The sequence below is a fragment of the Ureibacillus sp. FSL K6-3587 genome, from assembly GCF_038593165.1.
Lineage (GTDB): Bacteria > Bacillota > Bacilli > Bacillales_A > Planococcaceae > Ureibacillus > Ureibacillus suwonensis.
Window position 1 is genome coordinate 1,076,634 of the sequence record NZ_CP151969.1, and the last position, 19,858, is coordinate 1,096,491.

Here is a 19,858-nt window from a genome sequence, read left to right on the forward strand (position 1 = left end):
AATTATCTTAATTTTTTTGCATAGTCAATTTTATTTTCTTGTCTAGCGCGAGCAATCGCCAGTGAATCCTGCGGCACTTCTTTTGTAATCGTGGATCCAGCCGCAATGAATGACCCTGTTCTCAATGTAACAGGAGCTACTAAGTTGGAATTGCATCCAACAAATACATTGTCTTCAATAATGGTTTTATGTTTATTTTTACCGTCGTAGTTAACGGTAATAGACCCACATCCTATATTAACATTTTTCCCAATCTCTGCGTCGCCTATATAACTCAAATGAGATACTTTTGTTTCATCTCCAATTGTACTTTTCTTCACTTCTACAAAGTTTCCAATTTTTACATGATTACCCAATTCCGCTTCTGGTCTTAAATGAGCAAACGGGCCAACAGAAGTATCTTCTCCGATCACGCTTTGTTGCACTACGGAATGTTTTACAACTGACCGGTTGCCCACTTGGCTGTTAATAATTTGGCTATTCGGACCAATGATGCAATCTTCGCCAATCACTGTTTTTCCTTCAATGACAACACCCGGATATATGATCGTATCGCGGCCTATTTCAGCGTCAATACTAATATGTGTCATCGATGGATTAATAATCGTTACTCCATTGGCCATATGCTTTTGATTGATGCGTTCACGCATTATTTCTTCCGCTTGAGATAGGGCAATCCGATCATTTACGCCAAGGGTTTCATTGAAATCTTCACAGACGTAAGCGGTAACAATTTCACCTTTTTCCTTAAGAATTCCAATTACATCCGGCAAATAATATTCACCTTGCGCATTGTTATTATTCACTAGCTTTAATGCCTCAAACAATGCCTTGTTATCGAAGCAATAGGTGCCAGTGTTAATTTCTTTTTCTAATCGCTGCTCTGGTGTTGCATCTTTATGTTCTACTATTTGCGCTACTTGCCCTTCTTCATTGCGAATCACCCGGCCATAACCTGTTGGATCATCCGCAATAGCCGTTAAAATTGTAGCTTTTGCCTTTTGAGCAACGTGATGTTCGAAAAGCGCTTTCATCGTTTCCGGGCGAATTAAAGGTGTATCTCCACAAACAACAAATGTAACGCCTTCTAAATCACCTAACAATGATTCTGCCTGCATGACGGCATGGGCTGTGCCAAGCTGCTCTTCTTGAAGTACATACTCAGATTTATCTCCAAGTTGTTCTTTCACTTTTTCTGCACCATGACCAACGATTGTTACAATACGATTAACATTTAAAGTTAGTATATTGTCAACAACGTGTTCTACCATAGGCTTTCCACATACTGGATGTAATACTTTGTATAATTTGGACTTCATGCGAGTTCCTTGGCCGGCAGCCAATACAATCGCAAAAATATTCGTCATTCAAAGTCCCCCAATTTCAGCTCATGTTCTCTTATGACTATATAGTAATTTTGTTCGATTTTCAAGGCATGATCAGCTGACAAGACATCTATTCTCCCTCTCTATTATATTTTTTTCGCCTCCGTTTTCATATTATTTTTTTTGTGAAAGTTTATGAAAAAGAGGGACCGCCTTCAGACTTTAAAAAAAGAAAGTGTCCCAAAAGTAAAATGCATTACTCTTGGGACACTGTTTTAAGCGTTTGCTTCTTCTAATTGGGATTCGCTTTGATCTTCTGTTTTTTCTTCACCGGCAGCGTGATATGCGGCCAACACAACATCCTGAATTTTGTTGCGTGTTTTAGAATTGATTGGGTGTGCAATATCACGGAATTCCCCATCCGGTGTTCTTTTGCTTGGCATAGCGACAAATAAACCGTTATTCCCATCAATCACTCGAATATCATGAACCACAAACTCGTCATCTAGTGTGATGGAAGCAATTGCACGCATGCGCCCGTCTGTTTGCACACGTCTAAGTCTCACGTCAGTAACTTCCATTCTTTCACTCCTCTCTTCCTCTAGGATGCCTTTAAGGCTATACAATTCTACAAAAATAAAAAAATTCCTTCTTTATTTTTGAAAAAATTTTCAAATAATTTTTAAGTGTTTTTAATTTTTGTAAATAGATGTTTTTCTTTGTAATTATTTCTGAATACAAAAAAGCGGTGAATCCATGGATGGATTCACCGCCTGGCGATTATTCAAATGCTGCAATCACTTCAATTTCCACTTTTACATCTTTTGGAAGTCTTGCAACTTCTACAGCGGATCGGGCAGGTTTATGATCGCCAAAATTCGCTTCATATGCTTCATTCATTTTTGCAAAGTCATTCATATCGCTTAAAAATACCGTTGTTTTCACAACATTATTTAGAGATAGCCCGGCTTCCGCAAGAACCGCTTTTAAGTTTTTGAACACTTGGTTTGTTTGGGCAACAATATCCCCTTCCACCAATTCGCCTTCAGGAGTTAAAGGGATTTGACCTGAACTGAAGAAGAAACCACCTGCAATAATCCCTTGGGAATAAGGTCCAATTGCTTTTGGTGCATTTGTAGTAGCTACTGCTTTCATCATGATCTCTCCTTTAAAAAATAATTTCCTTCACTTAATTGAATCGTTCTCTCTTTTTCATTTACAGAATGGAGTTTTACCAATGAATAATAATCATCGACAAGAGTTTCACCCGCATGTTCCGCCTCAACGAGAACGGCGATTCCCGCCAAAGTGCAATCAAATTCCTCCAGCAAGCTTTTCATGCCATTCATCGTTCCGCCGACTTTCATAAAATCGTCTGTCAGTAAAACTCTTTGTCCGCTCTTCATGCTACGTTTTGATAATACCATTGTTTGGATTCTTCTGGAAGAACCTGATACATAATTGATACTCACCGTTGAACCTTCTGTCACTTTGCTGTCTCTGCGCACAACCACAACCGGTACATTTAAATATCTGGCAATCGAATGGGCAATGGAAATTCCCTTCGTTGCCACCGTCATAATGGCATCGATTTGTTGATCTTTAAAAATGCTTGCAAAGACTTTTCCTACCCGATTCATCAGGCCGGGATTGCCCAATAAATCCGTCATAAACAAATATCCTCCAGGAAGCAGGCGGTCTGATTTGCTTAACTCGGCTATTAAAATTTGAATTGTTTCCCGAACCTCGTCGTCTGTTACGGTAGGAATGTATTTTACTCCTCCGCTTGCTCCGGGAACCGTTATCAATTCCCCAATGCCTCTTTCTTCAAAAGTTCCCTTCACAATGGCCAAATCTTCGCTAATGGAGGATTTAGCAGAATTATATAATTCAGCAAAATAGGTTAACGGAATGAGTTGATGCGGATGCTCCAACAAATAATGCGTCATATCTACCAAGCGTTCACTACGCTTCCATTTCATGAGACCCTCTCCTAATGAAAATTAAAATACGAATATTTTATAGAAAAAGTATCATAAATGTACGTATTTAGGCAAGTGAATTCCTTTGTCCCAACATGCGCACCGCATAAACTTCATCACAAAAGCCTTTCAATCCATTGTACACCCGATGCAATCTTGACTCGCTATTGACAAAGCCAAAAACCGTCGGACCGCTTCCGCTCATTAACGCTGCGTCTGCCCCGAACCGCAACATATGTTCTTTAATAAAGCCCACTTCAGGATATAATGCACATGTGACAGATTCAAGAACATTTCCTAAAGCCCTGCACATTAAAGAGTAATCTTTATTTTCCAATGCCTGAATCATTTGTTTTGTGTCAGGATGTTCTATATTTTCCAATTTCAATCCTTCATAAACTTTTGCGGTGGAGACTCCGATTCCCGGTTTTGCAAGGATGACCCAGCAAGTCGGAGGGGAAGGCAAATGTTGTATTTTTTCTCCTCTTCCAGTAGCCAAGGCTGTTCCGCCATAAACACAAAACGGAACATCGGATCCAATGGCTGCCCCCAGCTCCGCCAATGTATCAATGGATAAATTTAAATTCCAAAGCTGATTTAATCCCCGTAGTGTGGCGGCTGCGTCGCTGCTGCCTCCTGCAAGTCCGGCTGCTACAGGGATTTCTTTCTCGATCGAAATGGTTGCCCCCGCATCAATGTTATATGTATTTTTCAAAAGCATCGCAGCTTGATAGGCAAGATTTCGTTCATCTTCCGGCACTATACCGCTCGATGAATGAATCTTAATTTTGCCATCGTTCCTCCGTTCAAGCCCGATGCGATCCGCCAAATCGACCGTCGTCATCACCATTTCCACTTCGTGATAGTTGTCCGGACGTTTATAAAGTACATCCAGCGTTAAATTAATTTTGGCAGGTGCTTTTATGTAAAGCATGATGATCCTCCTAACAGACTATTACGGTAAATTCCTTCCGTATATTGTACCATAATGAAGGGTTCACCATAGATGCTAAATATTAAACATAAAAGTATTAAGTAATTTCCGAAAAAATAAAAAAATGCCAACAGCTCTTATAAGAGCCATTGGCATTGTCAACCCTACTTATTGGTTGCTGTTTTGGTTCCCTTGCTGAGCCAAACTTTGTTCAGCCAATTCAATGGCTCGCTTCACCATGTTCCCTGCGTCCCGGGCTCTGATTCCTCCCCAACCTTCCCGTTGGACCACATCATAAAACCCGAGTTCCTTTGCAATCTCCTCTTTTAGACGACTCGACATGACTCCGCCTCTCCGTGCCATAGAGATTACCTCCTTCAAATAAGTAGGTTGACAACCGTAGTATGTGCAAGTTCCAAAAAAAATTGTAGACAAAGTCGATGGAAAAATCGGCTTTGTCTACAATTTACAACTGGGCAGACTATTATTTTACCGCGAGTGCTTCGTTATTGTCATCCAGGAAAGTAATTTCCACGGCTTCCGTTAAAATGTCAGTGTAACTATAAGAAACACGCTTACAAGCATTTTCTTTTTGATCAAGCTCAACGACAAATACTGCATTGTAAGTTTCACTTAAAATCCCATTGCACTCAACCGTTTTTTTACGGCCTCCATTTGCCTTTAACCTCAATGGCTTCCCAATGTGTTCATCCATTGTACGTTTTATCTCCGCTAATGTTTTTGGCATTTCCGCATACACCTCACTAAAGTCAATTATAGCGCAGAAATGCCAATCTGTCAATAAATTATATTATTTTAACAGCAGTCAATTATTCTTGTCAACTTATTTTTCCATAAAAAAAGAGAGTTTTTGTTAGCAATTTCGCAATTTTTAGTGAAAATGCGGATAAAGTTCATTGGAAAGATTCCCAAATTCTTCAATGGTCAAAGTTTCTCCTCTTCTGGAAGGCTCAATGCCGCATGATAATAAAGCATCCAAAATTTGCTGCTTTTTTTCTTTTCCTGATTTAAGGCCCGACTGTAAATTGTTCAGTATCGTTTTTCTCCGTTGAGCAAAAGCGGCTCTCGTTACCACAAATAAAAAGTCTTCATCCACCACTTGAATCGGCGGAGCTTCCCGCATCGTAAGCCGGATGACTGCCGAATCAACATTTGGCTGCGGCATAAATACCGTCTTTGGAACCGGCATGACCACTTCGGCGTGAGTATAATATTGCACAGAGATGGACAGTGAACCGTAACTTTTTGTTCCCGGTTTTGCTGTAATGCGATCAGCGACTTCTTTTTGCATCATGACAACAAACCCTCTTATCGGCAAACGGTCATTAAGCAATTTCATCAAAATTGGGGTTGTTACGTAATAAGGCAGATTCGCTACCACCATAATATCTTTGATGTCCTGCATTTCTTCTTCAATGATCTTCGCCACATCCGCCTTTAAGACATCAGAATGGATGATTTTTACATTTGGATAAGGACTTAATGTATCCTCCAATACAGGAATAAGCCGGCCATCAATTTCAAAAGCCACCACTTTTTTGCAATTTCTCGCCAAATGTTCCGTCAAAGCGCCAATACCAGGACCGATTTCAATTGCTCCGCTTTCTTCGGTCAAGCCGGCATAATTCACGATGTTTCGAAGGATGTTTGGATCAATAATAAAGTTTTGGCCTAAACTTTTCTTGAAGGAAAAACCGTATTTTTTCAATATTTCTTTCGTACGTATTGGTGTTGCAATATCTTTATTCATTTTGTTCCTCCCGATCGATTTGCGCTACCGCTTGCGCAAATTGTTCAAAGGTAATTTGAAACATCAATAACCGCTTATGGAGTTGCTTCCCATTCGTCATGCCGATATTCAATATTTCCCCTAACCGGATGCGCCGATTTTTGGCTGATGGATGTCCGATAAGCCGCGCATTCATCAAATCAGCCACCGTAATTTCTTCGGTTTCCGGCAATTCCGCAGCCGGTGTATATACGTTTTTTAAGGCTTGCCGTATATCCTCATCGCTTGCATGTTCAATGCCAACGCCTCTCCCGTTTGCAGCGATGCACTTTTCTTTTGAGAGAAAGGCATGTTTTACACCCGGAATGCGCTCTTCGATAATCGCCCGGATCCGTCTTCCGGGATAATCCGGATCCGTAAATACAATGACCCCGCGTTTTTCCTGGGCATGCTGGATACGGCGCAATGTTTCTTCAGATATGGCGGAACCGTTTGTTTCAATCGTATCTGCATTCACTGCTCTTTGGATGGCAACTGTATCATCTTTTCCTTCCACAACGATGATCTCTTTGATTTCCAATGTTGAACCCCTCTTCTACCTTTTATCTTGGACAATTGTACAAAACCTGAACCTTTTTCACAAGAAATGTCCGTTATTTCGATGTCAAAAAAATAGAGGCTGGGACAAAAGATAAAAAACACCATTTTCCCCCGGGAGAAAATGGTGTTTTTTTGATAATTGAAGAAAATTGATTTCCTTTCCGGGGACGCTTTCCGCAGGCCCGGCTCGAGCCTCCTCGGAGCTCAATCCTTCGCTCCTGCGGGGTCTCGAGAGGGCTCGTCGCAGGAAAGCTTTTGCTTTGCGACTAAGCGTGCGCGACAGAAACTCGCCCCGTCACTCCAATCAATTTTTTACAAAAAATCTTTTTGCAGCTCGTTCACTTTATTAGTTATGTCCCAGCCTCTCGATCTTCCATTATTCAGTTAAGCACTTTAATGCGGACTTTTTTTCGTCCCCAGCTGCTTGCTTCCTGCTTGGTTTGCACCAGCACATCAATTCTATTTCCTTTGATTGCGCCGCCAGTATCACCGGCAATCGCATATCCATAACCTTCCACCCAAACTTTTGAGCCTAATGGGATGAGATTTGGATCAACAGCAATCAATTTCAAATTCGGATTGTTGCGTAAATTGATTCCGGAAGCCGATGTGCCGGAACAACCGTTACAGTATGGGGTATATGCAGTTGCAATCACATAGAATTCTTTTCCGCCCGCGCTTGTTCCACGGGATACTTGGGCAGTCACCACTTTTGTTCCCACTGCAACCACTTTTGCTTTCGGTTGTTCGATGATTTTTTCATCTTTAATGACCTTATTTACAACCTTGCCATTTTCTTTTGTAATTTCATAAGTTCTTGAAACTTTGCCTTTCTTTCCTTCCGAAATTACTTTTTCTTTCCCTTTCAGCAAGGAAGAATCTGATTTTGTTTGTACCGGGAAGTCAATTTCTTCCTCCACTACATCGGTAACCTTTTCTACGCGAACAACCGTGATTCGATCATTTGGTTTCACATTGTCGCTCAATTTATTTTCGACACGATCAAGTTCATTAAGTGTTATACCTTGTTGCTTTAAAAAGTTAGCGACCGTAGTGGAAGTGGACCACACTTGCTTTTCTTCTGTACCATCGACAAGTGTCACCTGAAACGCTTTATTGATTTTGATTTTGTCTTCATCGCCCAAGTCTTTATCTAAAGCGATGGAAACTTTATCATGATCCGATACTTTGATGTTTGCTGCATTCAAAATATCTTTGACTTTCGTTTCAGTTGTCCAGATTTCTTGTTCTTTTCCATCAACGATGATTGTTACCGGTTTTGCTTTGATCCATTCAATCGTCATGCCGGGTTTTATTTTTGCATCAAGCGAATAGGATAATTTGTCATGCCTCGTTATATCGATGTTTTCTTCTTCGAATAATTCTTCAACTGTCTCGGCATGAGTTAATATGTTCATTTCTTCACCATTCGCTATAATTGTCACAGGTGTTTTTGTTCCTTGATACAGAACAAAGGTGGTAACCACCGCAAGCAACGCGATAAACAAAATGGTGACCAATAATTGTTGGTGCTTGATCCCAAATAAAAGTTTTTTTATGGGACTACTTGACATTAAAAAACGCCTCCTTAACACCCGTTGAATTATACGGGTATCTTTTTATTATGTCAACTAATAAATGTTCTCAATTACTAGTTTAGCAATTTATGATCCTATTAAACTGCAGTATTGGAGGCTATTTTTCGTTTTATACATCCAATTTAAAAAGTTTCTTCGCATTTTCTGTCGTTGCCTTTGCAACCTCTTCCACCGGGATTTCTTTCAACCGGGCAATTTCCTCGGCAACTAGCGGCACCAGAGAAGGCTCATTTCTTTTTCCGCGATATGGATGCGGCGCCAAATATGGTGCGTCCGTTTCAATCAGTAAATGCTCCAATGGAATTTCTTTAGCCACCTTCTTTGGCATACGGGCATTTTTAAAAGTAACAGGCCCGCCCAAACTGATCATAAAATTCATTTTTATGCATTCCAGTGCCGTTTCGACGCTTCCACTAAAACAGTGCATGATTCCACCAACCGTTTTGGCGTTTTCTTCCCTTAAAATCCTTACAACATCTCCTGTTGCTTCCCGATTATGGATGATAATCGGAAGATTCGTTTTTTGCGCCAAACGGATTTGTTTGCGGAATAGTTCCTGCTGGATTTCTTTTGGGGATTTGTCCCAATGATAATCCAGTCCTGTTTCGCCGATCCCTACCACTTTCGGATGATGGGTCAGCTCTTCAATCCATGCCAGGTCTTCTTCTGTACAATCGATTGCGTCTACTGGATGCCAACCAATTACTGCATAAAGAGATTCGTATTTCTCTACGAGTTCCATCGCTCTTTCGATGGTTTTCCGATCAAAGCCAACAACAATCATTTTTTCTACTTTTGCTGCATGTGCCCGATCGATGACTTCTTGTAAATCTTCCTGAAATTGATCTGCATTCAAATGGACATGTGTATCAATGAACATATTAATCACACCTACCGTATATTGTATTGGACTGGTATATTACTGATTTCACAAAAATGTTACATTTTCATTACGAGAATCAAAACTCATGACATTCTTCATATCGTTTTGTAACAAAACTAGTCTTTTTATACTAAACCGTTTTCATCAAATTCTGATGACCGACTTTTATTGTTATTTTAAAATAATTTTTTGACAACAAAAATGGGCTTGTCTAAAAAGTCCATAAAAACAGAGCGAATGGAGAAAACAATGAGTTTTTCCATTCGCTCTGTTTCCTTATTTTTGAAATTGGTTTGGGAATTTGCGGCCCATTTCAGTATGTTGTGGGCCATTGCCACAATCCCGAATTCTGTTCGGACTTTATGAAGCCCCCGTAACAGAAATCGAGTGAAACGCAAATTGCCCTTGATGTTCCCGAACACACTTTCGACATCCACTTTACGCTTCGCATAAAGAGCTGCCTTTTGTTCGTCACCAAGAGCTGCTTTGGCTTTCGCTTTCATTTCTTCATAAATCGTGTTCCAATATACTCGACGATTTCCTTTGGCTTTCGTACACCCATTCTTCAACGGGCAATCCGTACAATCTTCACACTCGTACACTTTCAAATCTTGTATGTATCCAGATGCATTTTTTCTTTTTTGATAATACTTGAATACGACTTTCCGATTGTTCGGACAGATAAAGCAATCGTCTTCTTCGATGTATTTCCAGTTTTGTACTTTTGATAAATCCTTTTTAAACTTTTTACTTTGTTCCTTCAAATAGGTTTGGTATGGGGCTAATAATTCAAAACGAGGTTCTTTTTCTTCGCCAATCGCATATAAATAGTTTTCTTCACTCGCATATCCTGCATCGGCAATGACATACTTGAGTTTCTTTTCCTTCGGTATCGATTCCAATAACTTTTCCATAAATGGTTGGAAACAGCGAGTATCTCCTGGATTTTGATAAATTTCAAATCCCACGATAAATTGATGTTGTGTGGCGAGTTGAACATTATAACCCGCCTTGAGTTGGCCGTTTTTCATATGGTCCTCTTTCATTCGCATAAAAGTGGCCTCATGGTCGGTTTTCGAGTAGCTATTTCGTTCACCTAGAATCTGTTTTTGTACTTTGTATTTTCGTAATCGTGGAAGATAATCCGTTTGAATCGTTTTCAGTTGTTTGGTGAGTTGGGATTTTTTAGAGCGAAGTTCTTTTTTTCTTTCTTTGTCTTCTTCCTGTTTATAATCTTTTTCCAAAGCTTCTATTCTCTCAGAAAGTTGTGCCGATGATTTTTCTAATTCTTCTTCTAATTGTTCTTCTTTTAATTCCTCCAAGGCGATTTGGTGCGCTTCTTGTAGAAACGATTGAATTTTGGCTCGTAGTTTCTGATCATATTTTTCTACGGATTTTCGCCATACAAACGTATATTTGTTGGCATTCGCTTCTATTTTCGTACCATCCACAAAAATATGGTCGAGGTCGATAAATCCTTGTTCTACTAGTTGAAGGACAAATTGTTCAAATACAGAATCCATCATGTTTGACATACGAACACTACGAAAATCATTTATTGTGCGATGGTCAGGGGTTTGCAATCCCGCCAACCACATCATCGGAAGATTTTCTTTCACCATTTGCGCCATTTTCCGACTTGAATAAACGTTTTGAGTGTACGCATATAAAATCACTTTCAATAACATTTTAGGGTGATAGGGTGCACGACCCCCACCAACATAATGAGTATACAACACTTCATCCGGAATCGATTCCACCATTTCATCCACTAAACGGGCGACATGATTTTCAGGAATATACATTTCGATATCTAAAATGCTCATGACTTGACGATTGCAATAAGGTTGGAAAACTAGTTTTTTGCGTTTCTTATTCTTTTGAACCTCTATTTTTTGAATACCCTCTAGAGTCATTTCTAATTGCGTGTTATAATTTTCTTGAATAGTCATTTGATTATTCATAAAAAATCGTCCTTTCTTTAGAATGTTTTTTGGTCAATTTCATTCTATAAAAAAGGACGATTTTTTTGTACCCTAAAAACAGAAAAAAGGGCTGAGCCCAAGGTCGATTCAATCGACTTTTCGGACAGCCCCTTTCACTTTACTTCACTTTTGCTCCATTTTCCAAAGCAGGATCTACAGTCGCGAGTTTTAACACTCCATTATGCGACCCCGCCAAAATCATACCTTGGGACAACTCGCCACGAAGTTTCACCGGTTTTAAATTGGCAACGACAATCACTTTTTGGCCAATCAATTCTTCCGGTTTATAATGCTCGGCAATCCCTGAAACGACTTGACGTGTCTCATAACCCAAATCCACTTGGAGCTTTAATAATTTATCCGTTTTTGGCACCGGCTCACATGCTGTCACCGTACCTACCCGCAAATCAAGTTTTTGGAAATCTTCAATTGTGATTTCCGGTACTTCCGGTGCTTCCGCTTTATTTGTTTTCTCTTCTTGCGGTGTTTTCACACTGGCACGCATTTGATTGCGAATATATTCGATTTCCACTTCCGGATCTAATCTTGGGAAAATAGGAATTCCTTTTTCTACCACTTTTGTTTTCTCAGGTATAACATTTCCGAATCCCTCAATTGTCTCCCAAGCCAACAATTTTTCATCCAATCCAAGCTGTTCCATGATGCGTTTTGGCGTTTGCGTCATAAACGGTTGTAACATTACTGCAATATGGCGCAAACTTTCGGCTAAATTGTACATAACTTGAGCCAATTTGCCACGGTTCTCTTCATTTTTCGCCAATACCCAAGGCTCTGTTTCATCGATATATTTGTTTGTTCTTGAAATAAATGACCACAAATCCGCAAGTACTACACTGAATTGCATTTTTTCCATGTTCGCTTCATATAAAGCTTTTGTTTCTTTTGCATGGGCTTTTAATGAAGCATCGAATTCCGTTTCTTCCAAACCTTCTGTTGGAATGACGCCATCGAAATATTTATTGATCATTGAAACCGTACGATTTAATAAATTTCCTAAATCGTTTGCCAAATCATAGTTTGTGCGTTCCACAAACGATTCCGGAGAAAATACGCCATCTGCTCCAAATGGCAATTCACGAAGCAAAAAGTAGCGTGTTGCATCCAACCCATAGCGGTCAATCAGCATTTCAGGATAAACGACATTCCCCTTCGATTTCGACATTTTTCCGTCCTTCATCATGATGAAACCGTGGGCAAACACTTTTTTTGGCAGTGGGAGACCCAACGCCATTAAGAAAATTGGCCAATAAATTGTATGGAAACGGACAATATCTTTACCTACAACATGCACATCAGCCGGCCAATATTTTTTAAACAACTCGTCATTGTCTGAACCGTATCCCAAAGCGGTAATATAGTTTGTCAAGGCATCCACCCAAACGTAAATGACATGTTTGGGATCTCCGGGAACTTTAATTCCCCAGTCAAAGGAAGTTCTTGAAACGGAAAGATCCTCCAATCCCGGTTTAATAAAGTTGTTGATCATTTCATTTTTTCTGGATTCCGGTTCAATAAACTCAGGATTTTCTTCATAATATTCAAGTAATCGATCCGCATATTTTTGCATATTAAAGAAGTAGGATTCTTCCTTCAATTTTTGGACAGGACGTCCGCAGTCCGGACAATTGCCATCCACCAACTGTGTTTCGGTGTAATAGGATTCGCAAGGCGTACAATACCAGCCTTCATATTCTCCTTTATAAATATCTCCGTTATCCAAAAACTTCTTGAATATTTTTTCTACACTTTTTACATGCCGTTCTTGTGTAGTCCGAATTAAATCATCATAAGAAATGTCCATCTTCTTCCATAATTCTTTTGCGGCTTCAGCAATTTCATCCACATATTCTTGGGGATGCTTTCCTACTTCTTTCGCTTTTTGTTGAATTTTTTGTCCGTGTTCGTCCATTCCTGTCAAAAAACGGACATCGAATCCGCGCAATCTTTTATACCGAGCCATCGCATCCGAAGCCACTGTCGTATAGGCTGTTCCAATATGGAATTTTCCGCTTGGATAATATATTGGGGTTGTTATATAAAACGTCTTTTTTTCACTCACCTAAACTGCCTCCATTGTCAACGATATATAGTATTAATTGTAACGATTAACGATTTTTGTTTCAACGCTTACATATTATACTAAAATTTTGTCGAAATTTATTTGAAGTTGTAAATAAAAATTTGTTGATACTATTCTTAATTCACTTGTATTGTATTGTTAAACAATTACAAATCATACTTTTTTATTAAAAAAAACGAATTTTTATAATTTTTATTAATATCTCTCAAAACTTGAATGCTAAATAATTGACGTTTATTCCTTTTATTGGTATTATTTTAGACAGACAAAGAATAGATGTCGAATTTTGGCGAATACGAGATTTATTCTAAATTATGACGCAAAAATAGGAGGAAAACATTGTCATGAAATCTACTGGTATTGTCCGTAAAGTTGATGAGTTAGGTCGCGTGGTAATTCCAATTGAACTTCGCCGTACGTTGGGCATTAATGAAAAGGATGCATTGGAAATCTATGTAGATGATGATAAAATCATCCTCAAAAAATACATGCCTAACATGACATGTGCGATTACGGGCGAAGTTTCAGACAAAAATTTCCGTTTAGCTGGAGGTAAGTTGATTTTAAGCCCAGAAGGCGCGGAAATTTTAATGAAAGAAATCCAGGAACATTTAAACAGAAAATAATTTGAGATCGACAAAAGCATAACTGAAAGTCTTGTTGAAGCACCCGCAAACAACAATGATGACATGGCGAAATTTCGGCTGTCTGGAACATTAGACAGCCTTCTTTTTTTATAAATGATATTCTTGATAAACTTCCCTTTTTGGAATCCCTCTTAATTTGGCCACTTCTTTTATCGCTTCTTTTGAAGTGAGTTGTTTTTCTTTCATCAATAACTCCACATGTTCTTTGATGGTCATGTTTGACCAATAAGGGGCTTCGTCTTCACTTTCTTCCCCATCTTGCGACCCTTCGATGATAATGCAAAACTCTCCTCTTACTTCATTGTCTTTTGTCCATTGGACGGCCTCCTCTACCGTTCCTCTCAAAAATTCTTCAAATTTTTTTGTCAATTCTCTCGCAAGCACAATGTTCCGATTGCCCAACACAACCTCCATATCTTTTAATGTATCTTGCAGCCGGTGGGGCGCTTCGTAAAAGATCAGCGTTTCTTTCCGATTTTTTAAAAGGGACAACTGTTTTTTTCTTTCTTTACTGCTGCGATGCAAAAAGCCGAAAAAGTAAAATGGCTGCGGAGACAAACCGGAGGCGATCAAAGCCGTCAATGCCGCATTGGCCCCTGGTATCGGAACGACTGCAAAATCTGCTTCAACCGCTTTTCGGACAATGTCAGCACCCGGATCCGAAATGCATGGCATCCCCGCATCACTGACTAAAGCGACCGTTTTCCCTTCCCCCAACCATTGCAATATTTTTTCGCCAGCCTGTTCCTGATTATGTTCATGGTAGCTGACTAAAGGGGTGGAAATGTCGTAATAAGACAACAGTTTTTTTGTGTTTCTCGTATCTTCTGCTGCAATAATATCCACTTCTTTTAAAATTCGTAATGCCCTCAAAGTGATGTCTTCCAAATTGCCGATGGGTGTGGCCACCAAATATAGACAACCGCTTTGTTCATGTAAGCTGCTTTTTTGAGATTTCATTATTTTCTCTCCCGATATATTTCATTTTTTCACTGCGTTTTAATTGTTTGAAGGCATACTCCGCCCTCATCGCTTCTTCCTTTGTATCGTAGGTTTCATAATAGATGCATTTTACCGGGCGCTTCGATCGTGTGTATTTCGCCCCTTTTCCCGCATTGTGCTGATTCACTCTCCGCTCCAAATCATTTGTATATCCCGCATAAAAAGACGAGTCGGCACATTCCAGCACATAAAAATAATGTCTATCCTTTTTCTCCATATAACAATTCTCTCATTTCAGCTGTATACTTATTATCATCATCATATACATACAACGGGGGCATAATTTTTAAATCCGGCTTGCCATCCTTGATTCCTTCGATCAACAACATATTCGCCTCTTTTCCCATTTTCGGGTAAATTAGGCGGATGCGTTTCGGTTCCAATCGATGGTTCCTCATGGAAGTTATGATATCAAGAAGCCTTCCCGGTCTATGTACAAAGGCTGCCTTTCCGCCCTGTTTCAGCAATCTGCTGGCCGCATGAATGGCTTCATCCAATGTGAGCAACACTTCATGGCGGGCGATTGTATAATGCTCATTCAAGTTTTTATCGCTTGTTTCAATATCCAAAAAGTAAGGCGGGTTGCATGTAACCGTATCGTATTTCTCAATCCCCAAGATCGGAGGGATTTCCTTTACATCGCCGTGAATCATTTGAATCTGCTCTTCCAATCCGTTATATTGAATGCTTCTTACAGCCATATCATACAACCGTTCCTGAATTTCCACCCCAATGATTTTTGCCTTCGTTCGAGTGCTTAAAAACAAGGGAATCACACCGTTTCCTGAACATAAATCAACAATTTGTCCCTTTGAAATGGGAATGCTCGCAAATTTGGCCAATAAAACGGCATCCAATGAAAAGGAGAAAACGGAAGGACTTTGAATGATGCGCAAATTTTCCGCCAATAAATAATCCAGCCGTTCGTCGCCCTTTAACCAATTTTCCAATCCTACACTCCTCCTCATGAAAATAAAAGACTGTACCCATTTTCGGGTATCAGCCTTGATTTAAGCATTTTTATTAAAAAACGAAAGACAAAACAAGCAGTCCTCCCCTTTTCGGGAGCTTCCAAAGTGCACATTGCATACGTGAAATCCTTCTTGATACAGCCGGGCCAAATTATCATAGCCTTCCCCAATATCCAAATGGCTTTTCTTTTCACCATGTTCAGAAGTTTCTGCTGCTTTTGTCAATTCATCTAATCGTCTTCTCAGATGATAATTTTCTATTTGAAGTGACTGATATTCTTCCACCATGTGCGCAACAGATTTTTTTATTTCATGAAACTGCTGTTGTAGTGTTTCTAGTTGCTGTTCAAATTCCATTATAGCATCTAAAAAATTTCGGTCCCTCAACCAAGCCACCCCATTAGTATTAATCTATATCAGATTCTTTTCGCACTCAAGTATTTCCTCCAGCGTATATTCAGCCGTGCGTTCCAGTTCTTCTAAATAGACTTGGACGACTCTTTCCAGCACATTGATTCCAACAACCGTTCCAAAGCCATCAGGAGTGATTGTTGTCTCGCCAATATCAGGCATTCCATCTTTCGCTGTTTCATAATCATCATTTTCATATTTCAAGCAGCACATTAGGCGACCACATAATCCAGATATTTTTGTAGGATTTAGTGATAGATTTTGATCTTTTGCCATTTTGATGGAGACCGGATCAAAATCCCCCAGAAATGTTGAACAGCATAGCATTCTTCCGCAAGGACCAATACCTCCGAGAAGTTTTGCCTCATCTCTCACCCCGATTTGGCGGAGTTCGATACGAGTCCGGAAAATCGCGGCCAAATCTTTTACCAGTTCACGGAAATCGACTCTTCCCTCTGCTGTAAAATAGAAAATCACTTTATTCCGATCGAATGTATATTCAACATCCACAAGTTTCATTTTCAGTTGATGTTCGGCTATTTTTACATTCGCTATATCAAAAGCCCGTCTAGCTTCGGCTTTATTTTCTTCCACTTGGATTTTATCCCGCTCAGTTGCAGGCCGTAAAACTTGCTTCAAAGGCAAAACAACATCATTTTCACCAACTTGTCTCATCGGAACAACAATTTTTCCATACTCGACGCCCCGAGCCGTTTCAACTATGACATATTGGTCCTTTTCAAGTTGATATTCTCCAGGGTCAAAGTAATATATTTTACCCGCCCGTTTAAAGCGGACTCCTACCACATTATACAAAGGAATACCCCTCCTGCAATTTCAGCATCAGCTGTTCCAATAAAAGCGTGCGATTCATATTGCGACCTACATTTTGTCTTGCTTGCAATATTGCTTGCATTTGATTCGACAACTGCTCAAAAGTTGAAGTTAATGCAATTTCTTTCCATCTATCCATCATATCCGGATAAGTGCAAGCACTTTCTGGATTTGCCTTTATTGCTACAATATCACGATAAGCCAACAGAAGTAAATCGAGACGGAGTTCAAAATCGCTTTTTTCCTTCAGGTTTGGAAGCCATTCGTCGTATACAATCAACAAGGCTTCGTTTACATTTTTTCTGACAGTCTCAACTAATTTTAACACTGTTTTTCTTGCCAGTGCAAACTGCTCATCCTGCGCTAAAGCAAGACCTTTCTCCACACTGTTCGTCACTTGGCTGACAGTGGAAGCCATGGAAAAGGTTAACCCTTGTTGCTGCAACTGTTGAATCAATAAGTCTTTCGGAATGCTTGAGAACTTGATATGTTGGCAGCGGGATTGAATCGTCGGCAATATGGATTGATATTGTTCCGTCAGGAGGATGGCCGTTACTTGTCCATCCGGTTCCTCCAAAAACTTCAACAGCGTATTGCTGGCGGCGATATTCATTTTATCCGCTTGATGAATGACATATATCTTTCTTCCCTCTTCTATGCCCGTCCTTGTCATATTCGAAATTAAGTCCCGGATTTGTTCCACTTTGATAAATTGCCCATCCGGTTCTATATGTAAAATGTTCGGATGGTTCCCGGATTCGACACGTTTACAATTTCTGCATGTTTCACATGGAACATTTTTCGACGGATTCAGACAGAGCATCAATTTGATAAAAAATTTTGCCACTTCTTTTTTTCCCGTCCCTTTTTCCCCTTCAAAAATATAAGCATGGGCAATGCGCCCTTTTTCAAAAATCATCTGCAATTGTTTCATGACAATGGGCTGCAATTTCATAAGCTCATCTATTGTTTCAAACATGTTCTTTCACCTTTTCCCCAATCTGGACGATTATTTTTTTAGAAAAAATCCCGTGTCTATCAAAAGGGGAAAGACACGGGTTTTACATATATAGATTAATTAGCAGGCCTTTTATTTCGCCAATTTTATCGAGCAAATCAATCGTATCCTTTTCTTCGTCCAAAATATCCTGAGCAAGTTCAACCAAACGTTGATCAATCGTTTTAATAATTTTCAACCTTCTGCCTTCACCGAATCGATTCCAAGTGTGGGACTGTTTCAATTCAAGGCCGTATTCGACAGCTTCTTGCAAAAAACGCTTTACGAGCATTTTAAACCTAGCCAAATCCCGCAGGTTTCTCGACCTTGCGACCCGATCGCCCGCCGCAGAAATATCCCCCAGCAGCCGGGTCAATTGCTCGTTTTGCAATTTTTGTCCCTGCCTTAAAACCAGTTCTCCGAAGCGGTTGTTGGTTTCGGCCGGTTGTTTCATTTCATGTAAATTTGTTTTGATTCCTACCCGTATATCTTGGTTAATCTTCATGTTACTCAGCCCCTACACACTTCTTTTTGGAAATTCGGTTTATTAAAAGTGGTGATATGCTTCGATCGGCAAAACGAATACCGTTGCGCCGCCAACTTCCACCTCGACCGGATACGGAATATAGGTGTCCGCATTTCCTCCCAGAGGTGAAACAGGAGTGACCATTTGTTCCCTTGCCCGACAATTATCCCGAATGATATCCAGCACCTTTGAAACATCTTGATCTTCTACGCCTATCAAAAATGTCGTATTTCCCGAGCGCAAGAATCCGCCGGTACTTGCCAACTTAGTCGCGCGAAAGTTTTGCTTCATTAAAGCATTCGACAGCCGGTTGCTATCTTGGTCTTGAATGACCGCAACGATTAATTTCATTCACTCACTCCTATAATTGCGTATTTTTATTATATCATATTACCCATTTTCACTTCATTTCCTGCTTTCAAAAAAATTCGCCATTCAGATGGTGGATTGTTCGTATTCGTAAAAGGAAATTTTTTATCTTATTTTATGAATGAAACAATGATTTTGTCCTGCATCTTGATATCTTTGCATGCACCACACACGTAACAGATGGGAATCCCTAAAACTTTTATAAAGAAGCACGAATGTTTTTTACAGTTTACCCTCAAAACAAAAAGAAAAGAATCCTGCATAAAGCAGAATCCTTCTATTAATGATTCCGTTTTAAATAATTTAATATTTCGTTCAAAACAAGTTGGAATACCGTTTCCATGTCCTGCTCGGCATCAATTTTTTTGATTCTTTCAGGAAATTCTTCTAAAAGATGATAGTAGCCTTCTCTCACTTTACGGTGAAAATCCAACGACTCCAAATCCAGACGATTGACTTCCCGGTCTCCGTTTTTCCGTATCCTTGAAAGCCCCACCTCGGGAGAGACATCCAAAAATAAAGTCAAATGAGGCATATAACCATCAATCGCAAATTGGTTAATGGTCAATATTTCTTCTATTCCAAGACCTCTGGCATATCCTTGATATGTTAAACTGCTGTCTATATATCGGTCACATAATACGATACTGCCTTTTTCTAATGCTGGAATAACCTTTTCTACAAGATGCTGTCTTCTTGCAGCAGCATACAAAAGCGCTTCTGTCTTTGCATCCATCCTTACATTCTTTTTGTCCAAAATGATATTTCGAATCTGTTCCGCAATTTCAATTCCTCCAGGTTCTCTCGTACAAACGACTTCATACCCCTGTTGAACCAAGTATTCCGCTAATCGTTTCAGGACCGTACTTTTTCCTGCACCTTCTCCACCTTCAAAACTGATTAAATATCCCACAAGTTGTTCCTCCAATGAATGTTTTTTTTC

General features: G+C 39.7%; 23 protein-coding genes. 1 reads left to right on the forward strand and 22 read right to left on the reverse strand.

Annotation, left to right across the window (positions count from 1 at the left end; genetic code table 11):
• Positions 1-2 precede the first annotated feature (2 nt).
• The 13 genes from glmU to metG form a co-directional block, all read right to left on the reverse strand.
• Positions 3-1,367: a bifunctional UDP-N-acetylglucosamine diphosphorylase/glucosamine-1-phosphate N-acetyltransferase GlmU gene (glmU, locus tag NSS77_RS05235; protein WP_342470693.1), complete on the reverse strand. Its 1,365-nt coding sequence runs from the start codon at positions 1,365-1,367 to the stop codon at positions 3-5.
• Positions 1,368-1,600: 233 nt separating this feature from the next.
• On the reverse strand, positions 1,601-1,906 hold the full coding sequence (gene spoVG / locus NSS77_RS05240) for a septation regulator SpoVG (protein WP_342470694.1): 306 nt from the start codon (positions 1,904-1,906) through the stop codon (positions 1,601-1,603).
• A 199-nt stretch (positions 1,907-2,105) separates the two neighbouring features.
• Positions 2,106-2,480, reverse strand: a complete 375-nt coding sequence (locus NSS77_RS05245; RefSeq protein ID WP_342470695.1) for a RidA family protein — start codon at positions 2,478-2,480, stop codon at positions 2,106-2,108.
• Positions 2,480-3,307, reverse strand: a complete 828-nt coding sequence (purR, locus tag NSS77_RS05250) for a pur operon repressor (protein WP_342470696.1) — start codon at positions 3,305-3,307, stop codon at positions 2,480-2,482. Before purR ends, NSS77_RS05245 begins: the two co-directional genes overlap by 1 nt.
• A gap of 67 nt (positions 3,308-3,374) precedes the next feature.
• Entirely contained in the window at positions 3,375-4,241 is an 867-nt protein-coding gene (ispE, locus tag NSS77_RS05255; protein ID WP_342470697.1) for a 4-(cytidine 5'-diphospho)-2-C-methyl-D-erythritol kinase, read from the reverse strand.
• Between the two features lie 168 nt (positions 4,242-4,409).
• Complete coding sequence (locus NSS77_RS05260; RefSeq protein WP_342470698.1) at positions 4,410-4,604, reverse strand: small, acid-soluble spore protein, alpha/beta type; 195 nt, start codon at positions 4,602-4,604, stop codon at positions 4,410-4,412.
• Between the two features lie 121 nt (positions 4,605-4,725).
• On the reverse strand, positions 4,726-4,989 hold the full coding sequence (locus NSS77_RS05265) for a Veg family protein (RefSeq protein ID WP_342470699.1): 264 nt from the start codon (positions 4,987-4,989) through the stop codon (positions 4,726-4,728).
• A gap of 144 nt (positions 4,990-5,133) precedes the next feature.
• The gene (rsmA, locus tag NSS77_RS05270; RefSeq protein ID WP_342470700.1) at positions 5,134-6,012 is read right to left on the reverse strand and encodes a 16S rRNA (adenine(1518)-N(6)/adenine(1519)-N(6))-dimethyltransferase RsmA; all 879 of its coding nucleotides are present in this window, start codon (positions 6,010-6,012) and stop codon (positions 5,134-5,136) included.
• Positions 6,005-6,571: a ribonuclease M5 gene (gene rnmV / locus NSS77_RS05275; protein WP_342470701.1), complete on the reverse strand. Its 567-nt coding sequence runs from the start codon at positions 6,569-6,571 to the stop codon at positions 6,005-6,007. Before rnmV ends, rsmA begins: the two co-directional genes overlap by 8 nt.
• Before the next feature lie 400 nt (positions 6,572-6,971).
• Complete coding sequence (locus NSS77_RS05280) at positions 6,972-8,165, reverse strand: ubiquitin-like domain-containing protein (RefSeq protein WP_342470702.1); 1,194 nt, start codon at positions 8,163-8,165, stop codon at positions 6,972-6,974.
• Between the two features lie 133 nt (positions 8,166-8,298).
• Complete coding sequence (locus tag NSS77_RS05285; RefSeq protein ID WP_342470703.1) at positions 8,299-9,069, reverse strand: TatD family hydrolase; 771 nt, start codon at positions 9,067-9,069, stop codon at positions 8,299-8,301.
• Positions 9,070-9,248: 179 nt separating this feature from the next.
• Entirely contained in the window at positions 9,249-11,036 is a 1,788-nt protein-coding gene (locus NSS77_RS05290; RefSeq protein ID WP_342470704.1) for an IS1182 family transposase, read from the reverse strand.
• Positions 11,037-11,175: 139 nt separating this feature from the next.
• Positions 11,176-13,137, reverse strand: a complete 1,962-nt coding sequence (gene metG / locus NSS77_RS05295) for a methionine--tRNA ligase (RefSeq protein WP_342470705.1) — start codon at positions 13,135-13,137, stop codon at positions 11,176-11,178.
• Positions 13,138-13,502: 365 nt separating this feature from the next.
• On the opposite strand from metG, the gene NSS77_RS05300 reads away from it, so the two are divergent.
• Positions 13,503-13,784, forward strand: a complete 282-nt coding sequence (locus tag NSS77_RS05300) for an AbrB/MazE/SpoVT family DNA-binding domain-containing protein (protein WP_342470706.1) — start codon at positions 13,503-13,505, stop codon at positions 13,782-13,784.
• 108 nt (positions 13,785-13,892) lie between these two features.
• Here NSS77_RS05300 and rsmI read toward each other — a convergent pair whose 3' ends face one another.
• From rsmI to tmk, 9 genes are all read right to left on the reverse strand, one after another.
• Positions 13,893-14,765 carry a 16S rRNA (cytidine(1402)-2'-O)-methyltransferase gene (gene rsmI, locus NSS77_RS05305; RefSeq protein WP_342470707.1) on the reverse strand — a complete coding sequence of 291 codons (873 nt, stop codon included), beginning with the start codon at positions 14,763-14,765 and terminating at the stop codon, positions 13,893-13,895.
• Positions 14,737-15,024, reverse strand: a complete 288-nt coding sequence (locus NSS77_RS05310; RefSeq protein ID WP_342470708.1) for a GIY-YIG nuclease family protein — start codon at positions 15,022-15,024, stop codon at positions 14,737-14,739. The genes rsmI and NSS77_RS05310 overlap by 29 nt, the downstream gene beginning before the upstream one ends.
• Positions 15,008-15,757 (reverse strand): tRNA1(Val) (adenine(37)-N6)-methyltransferase, encoded by a 750-nt coding sequence (locus tag NSS77_RS05315; protein ID WP_342470709.1) that lies wholly within the window; start codon positions 15,755-15,757, stop codon positions 15,008-15,010. Before NSS77_RS05315 ends, NSS77_RS05310 begins: the two co-directional genes overlap by 17 nt.
• Before the next feature lie 60 nt (positions 15,758-15,817).
• The gene (gene yabA, locus NSS77_RS05320; protein WP_342470710.1) at positions 15,818-16,165 is read right to left on the reverse strand and encodes a DNA replication initiation control protein YabA; all 348 of its coding nucleotides are present in this window, start codon (positions 16,163-16,165) and stop codon (positions 15,818-15,820) included.
• 24 nt (positions 16,166-16,189) lie between these two features.
• Positions 16,190-17,005, reverse strand: a complete 816-nt coding sequence (locus NSS77_RS05325; RefSeq protein ID WP_342470711.1) for a stage 0 sporulation family protein — start codon at positions 17,003-17,005, stop codon at positions 16,190-16,192.
• Complete coding sequence (gene holB / locus NSS77_RS05330) at positions 16,998-18,002, reverse strand: DNA polymerase III subunit delta' (RefSeq protein ID WP_342470712.1); 1,005 nt, start codon at positions 18,000-18,002, stop codon at positions 16,998-17,000. Before holB ends, NSS77_RS05325 begins: the two co-directional genes overlap by 8 nt.
• Before the next feature lie 82 nt (positions 18,003-18,084).
• On the reverse strand, positions 18,085-18,525 hold the full coding sequence (locus NSS77_RS05335) for a YaaR family protein (RefSeq protein ID WP_342470713.1): 441 nt from the start codon (positions 18,523-18,525) through the stop codon (positions 18,085-18,087).
• 42 nt (positions 18,526-18,567) lie between these two features.
• Positions 18,568-18,897, reverse strand: a complete 330-nt coding sequence (locus NSS77_RS05340; RefSeq protein WP_342470714.1) for a cyclic-di-AMP receptor — start codon at positions 18,895-18,897, stop codon at positions 18,568-18,570.
• 298 nt (positions 18,898-19,195) lie between these two features.
• Entirely contained in the window at positions 19,196-19,828 is a 633-nt protein-coding gene (gene tmk / locus NSS77_RS05345) for a dTMP kinase (protein ID WP_342470715.1), read from the reverse strand.
• Positions 19,829-19,858: the final 30 nt, after the last annotated feature.

Coding starts and splice junctions, on each gene's coding strand:
- NSS77_RS05300 (WP_342470706.1), top strand. CDS start 13,503: ATGAAATCTACTGGTATTGTCCGTAAAGTTGATGAGTTAGGTCGCGTG.
- NSS77_RS05290 (WP_342470704.1), bottom strand. CDS start 11,036: ATGAATAATCAAATGACTATTCAAGAAAATTATAACACGCAATTAGAA.
- NSS77_RS05310 (WP_342470708.1), bottom strand. CDS start 15,024: ATGGAGAAAAAGGATAGACATTATTTTTATGTGCTGGAATGTGCCGAC.
- NSS77_RS05335 (WP_342470713.1), bottom strand. CDS start 18,525: ATGAAGATTAACCAAGATATACGGGTAGGAATCAAAACAAATTTACAT.
- NSS77_RS05260 (WP_342470698.1), bottom strand. CDS start 4,604: ATGGCACGGAGAGGCGGAGTCATGTCGAGTCGTCTAAAAGAGGAGATT.
- rsmI (WP_342470707.1), bottom strand. CDS start 14,765: ATGAAATCTCAAAAAAGCAGCTTACATGAACAAAGCGGTTGTCTATAT.
- rsmA (WP_342470700.1), bottom strand. CDS start 6,012: ATGAATAAAGATATTGCAACACCAATACGTACGAAAGAAATATTGAAA.
- NSS77_RS05245 (WP_342470695.1), bottom strand. CDS start 2,480: ATGAAAGCAGTAGCTACTACAAATGCACCAAAAGCAATTGGACCTTAT.
- NSS77_RS05265 (WP_342470699.1), bottom strand. CDS start 4,989: ATGCCAAAAACATTAGCGGAGATAAAACGTACAATGGATGAACACATT.
- holB (WP_342470712.1), bottom strand. CDS start 18,002: ATGTTTGAAACAATAGATGAGCTTATGAAATTGCAGCCCATTGTCATG.
- ispE (WP_342470697.1), bottom strand. CDS start 4,241: ATGCTTTACATAAAAGCACCTGCCAAAATTAATTTAACGCTGGATGTA.
- NSS77_RS05340 (WP_342470714.1), bottom strand. CDS start 18,897: ATGAAATTAATCGTTGCGGTCATTCAAGACCAAGATAGCAACCGGCTG.
- spoVG (WP_342470694.1), bottom strand. CDS start 1,906: ATGGAAGTTACTGACGTGAGACTTAGACGTGTGCAAACAGACGGGCGC.
- purR (WP_342470696.1), bottom strand. CDS start 3,307: ATGAAATGGAAGCGTAGTGAACGCTTGGTAGATATGACGCATTATTTG.
- NSS77_RS05280 (WP_342470702.1), bottom strand. CDS start 8,165: ATGTCAAGTAGTCCCATAAAAAAACTTTTATTTGGGATCAAGCACCAA.
- glmU (WP_342470693.1), bottom strand. CDS start 1,367: ATGACGAATATTTTTGCGATTGTATTGGCTGCCGGCCAAGGAACTCGC.
- NSS77_RS05285 (WP_342470703.1), bottom strand. CDS start 9,069: ATGTTCATTGATACACATGTCCATTTGAATGCAGATCAATTTCAGGAA.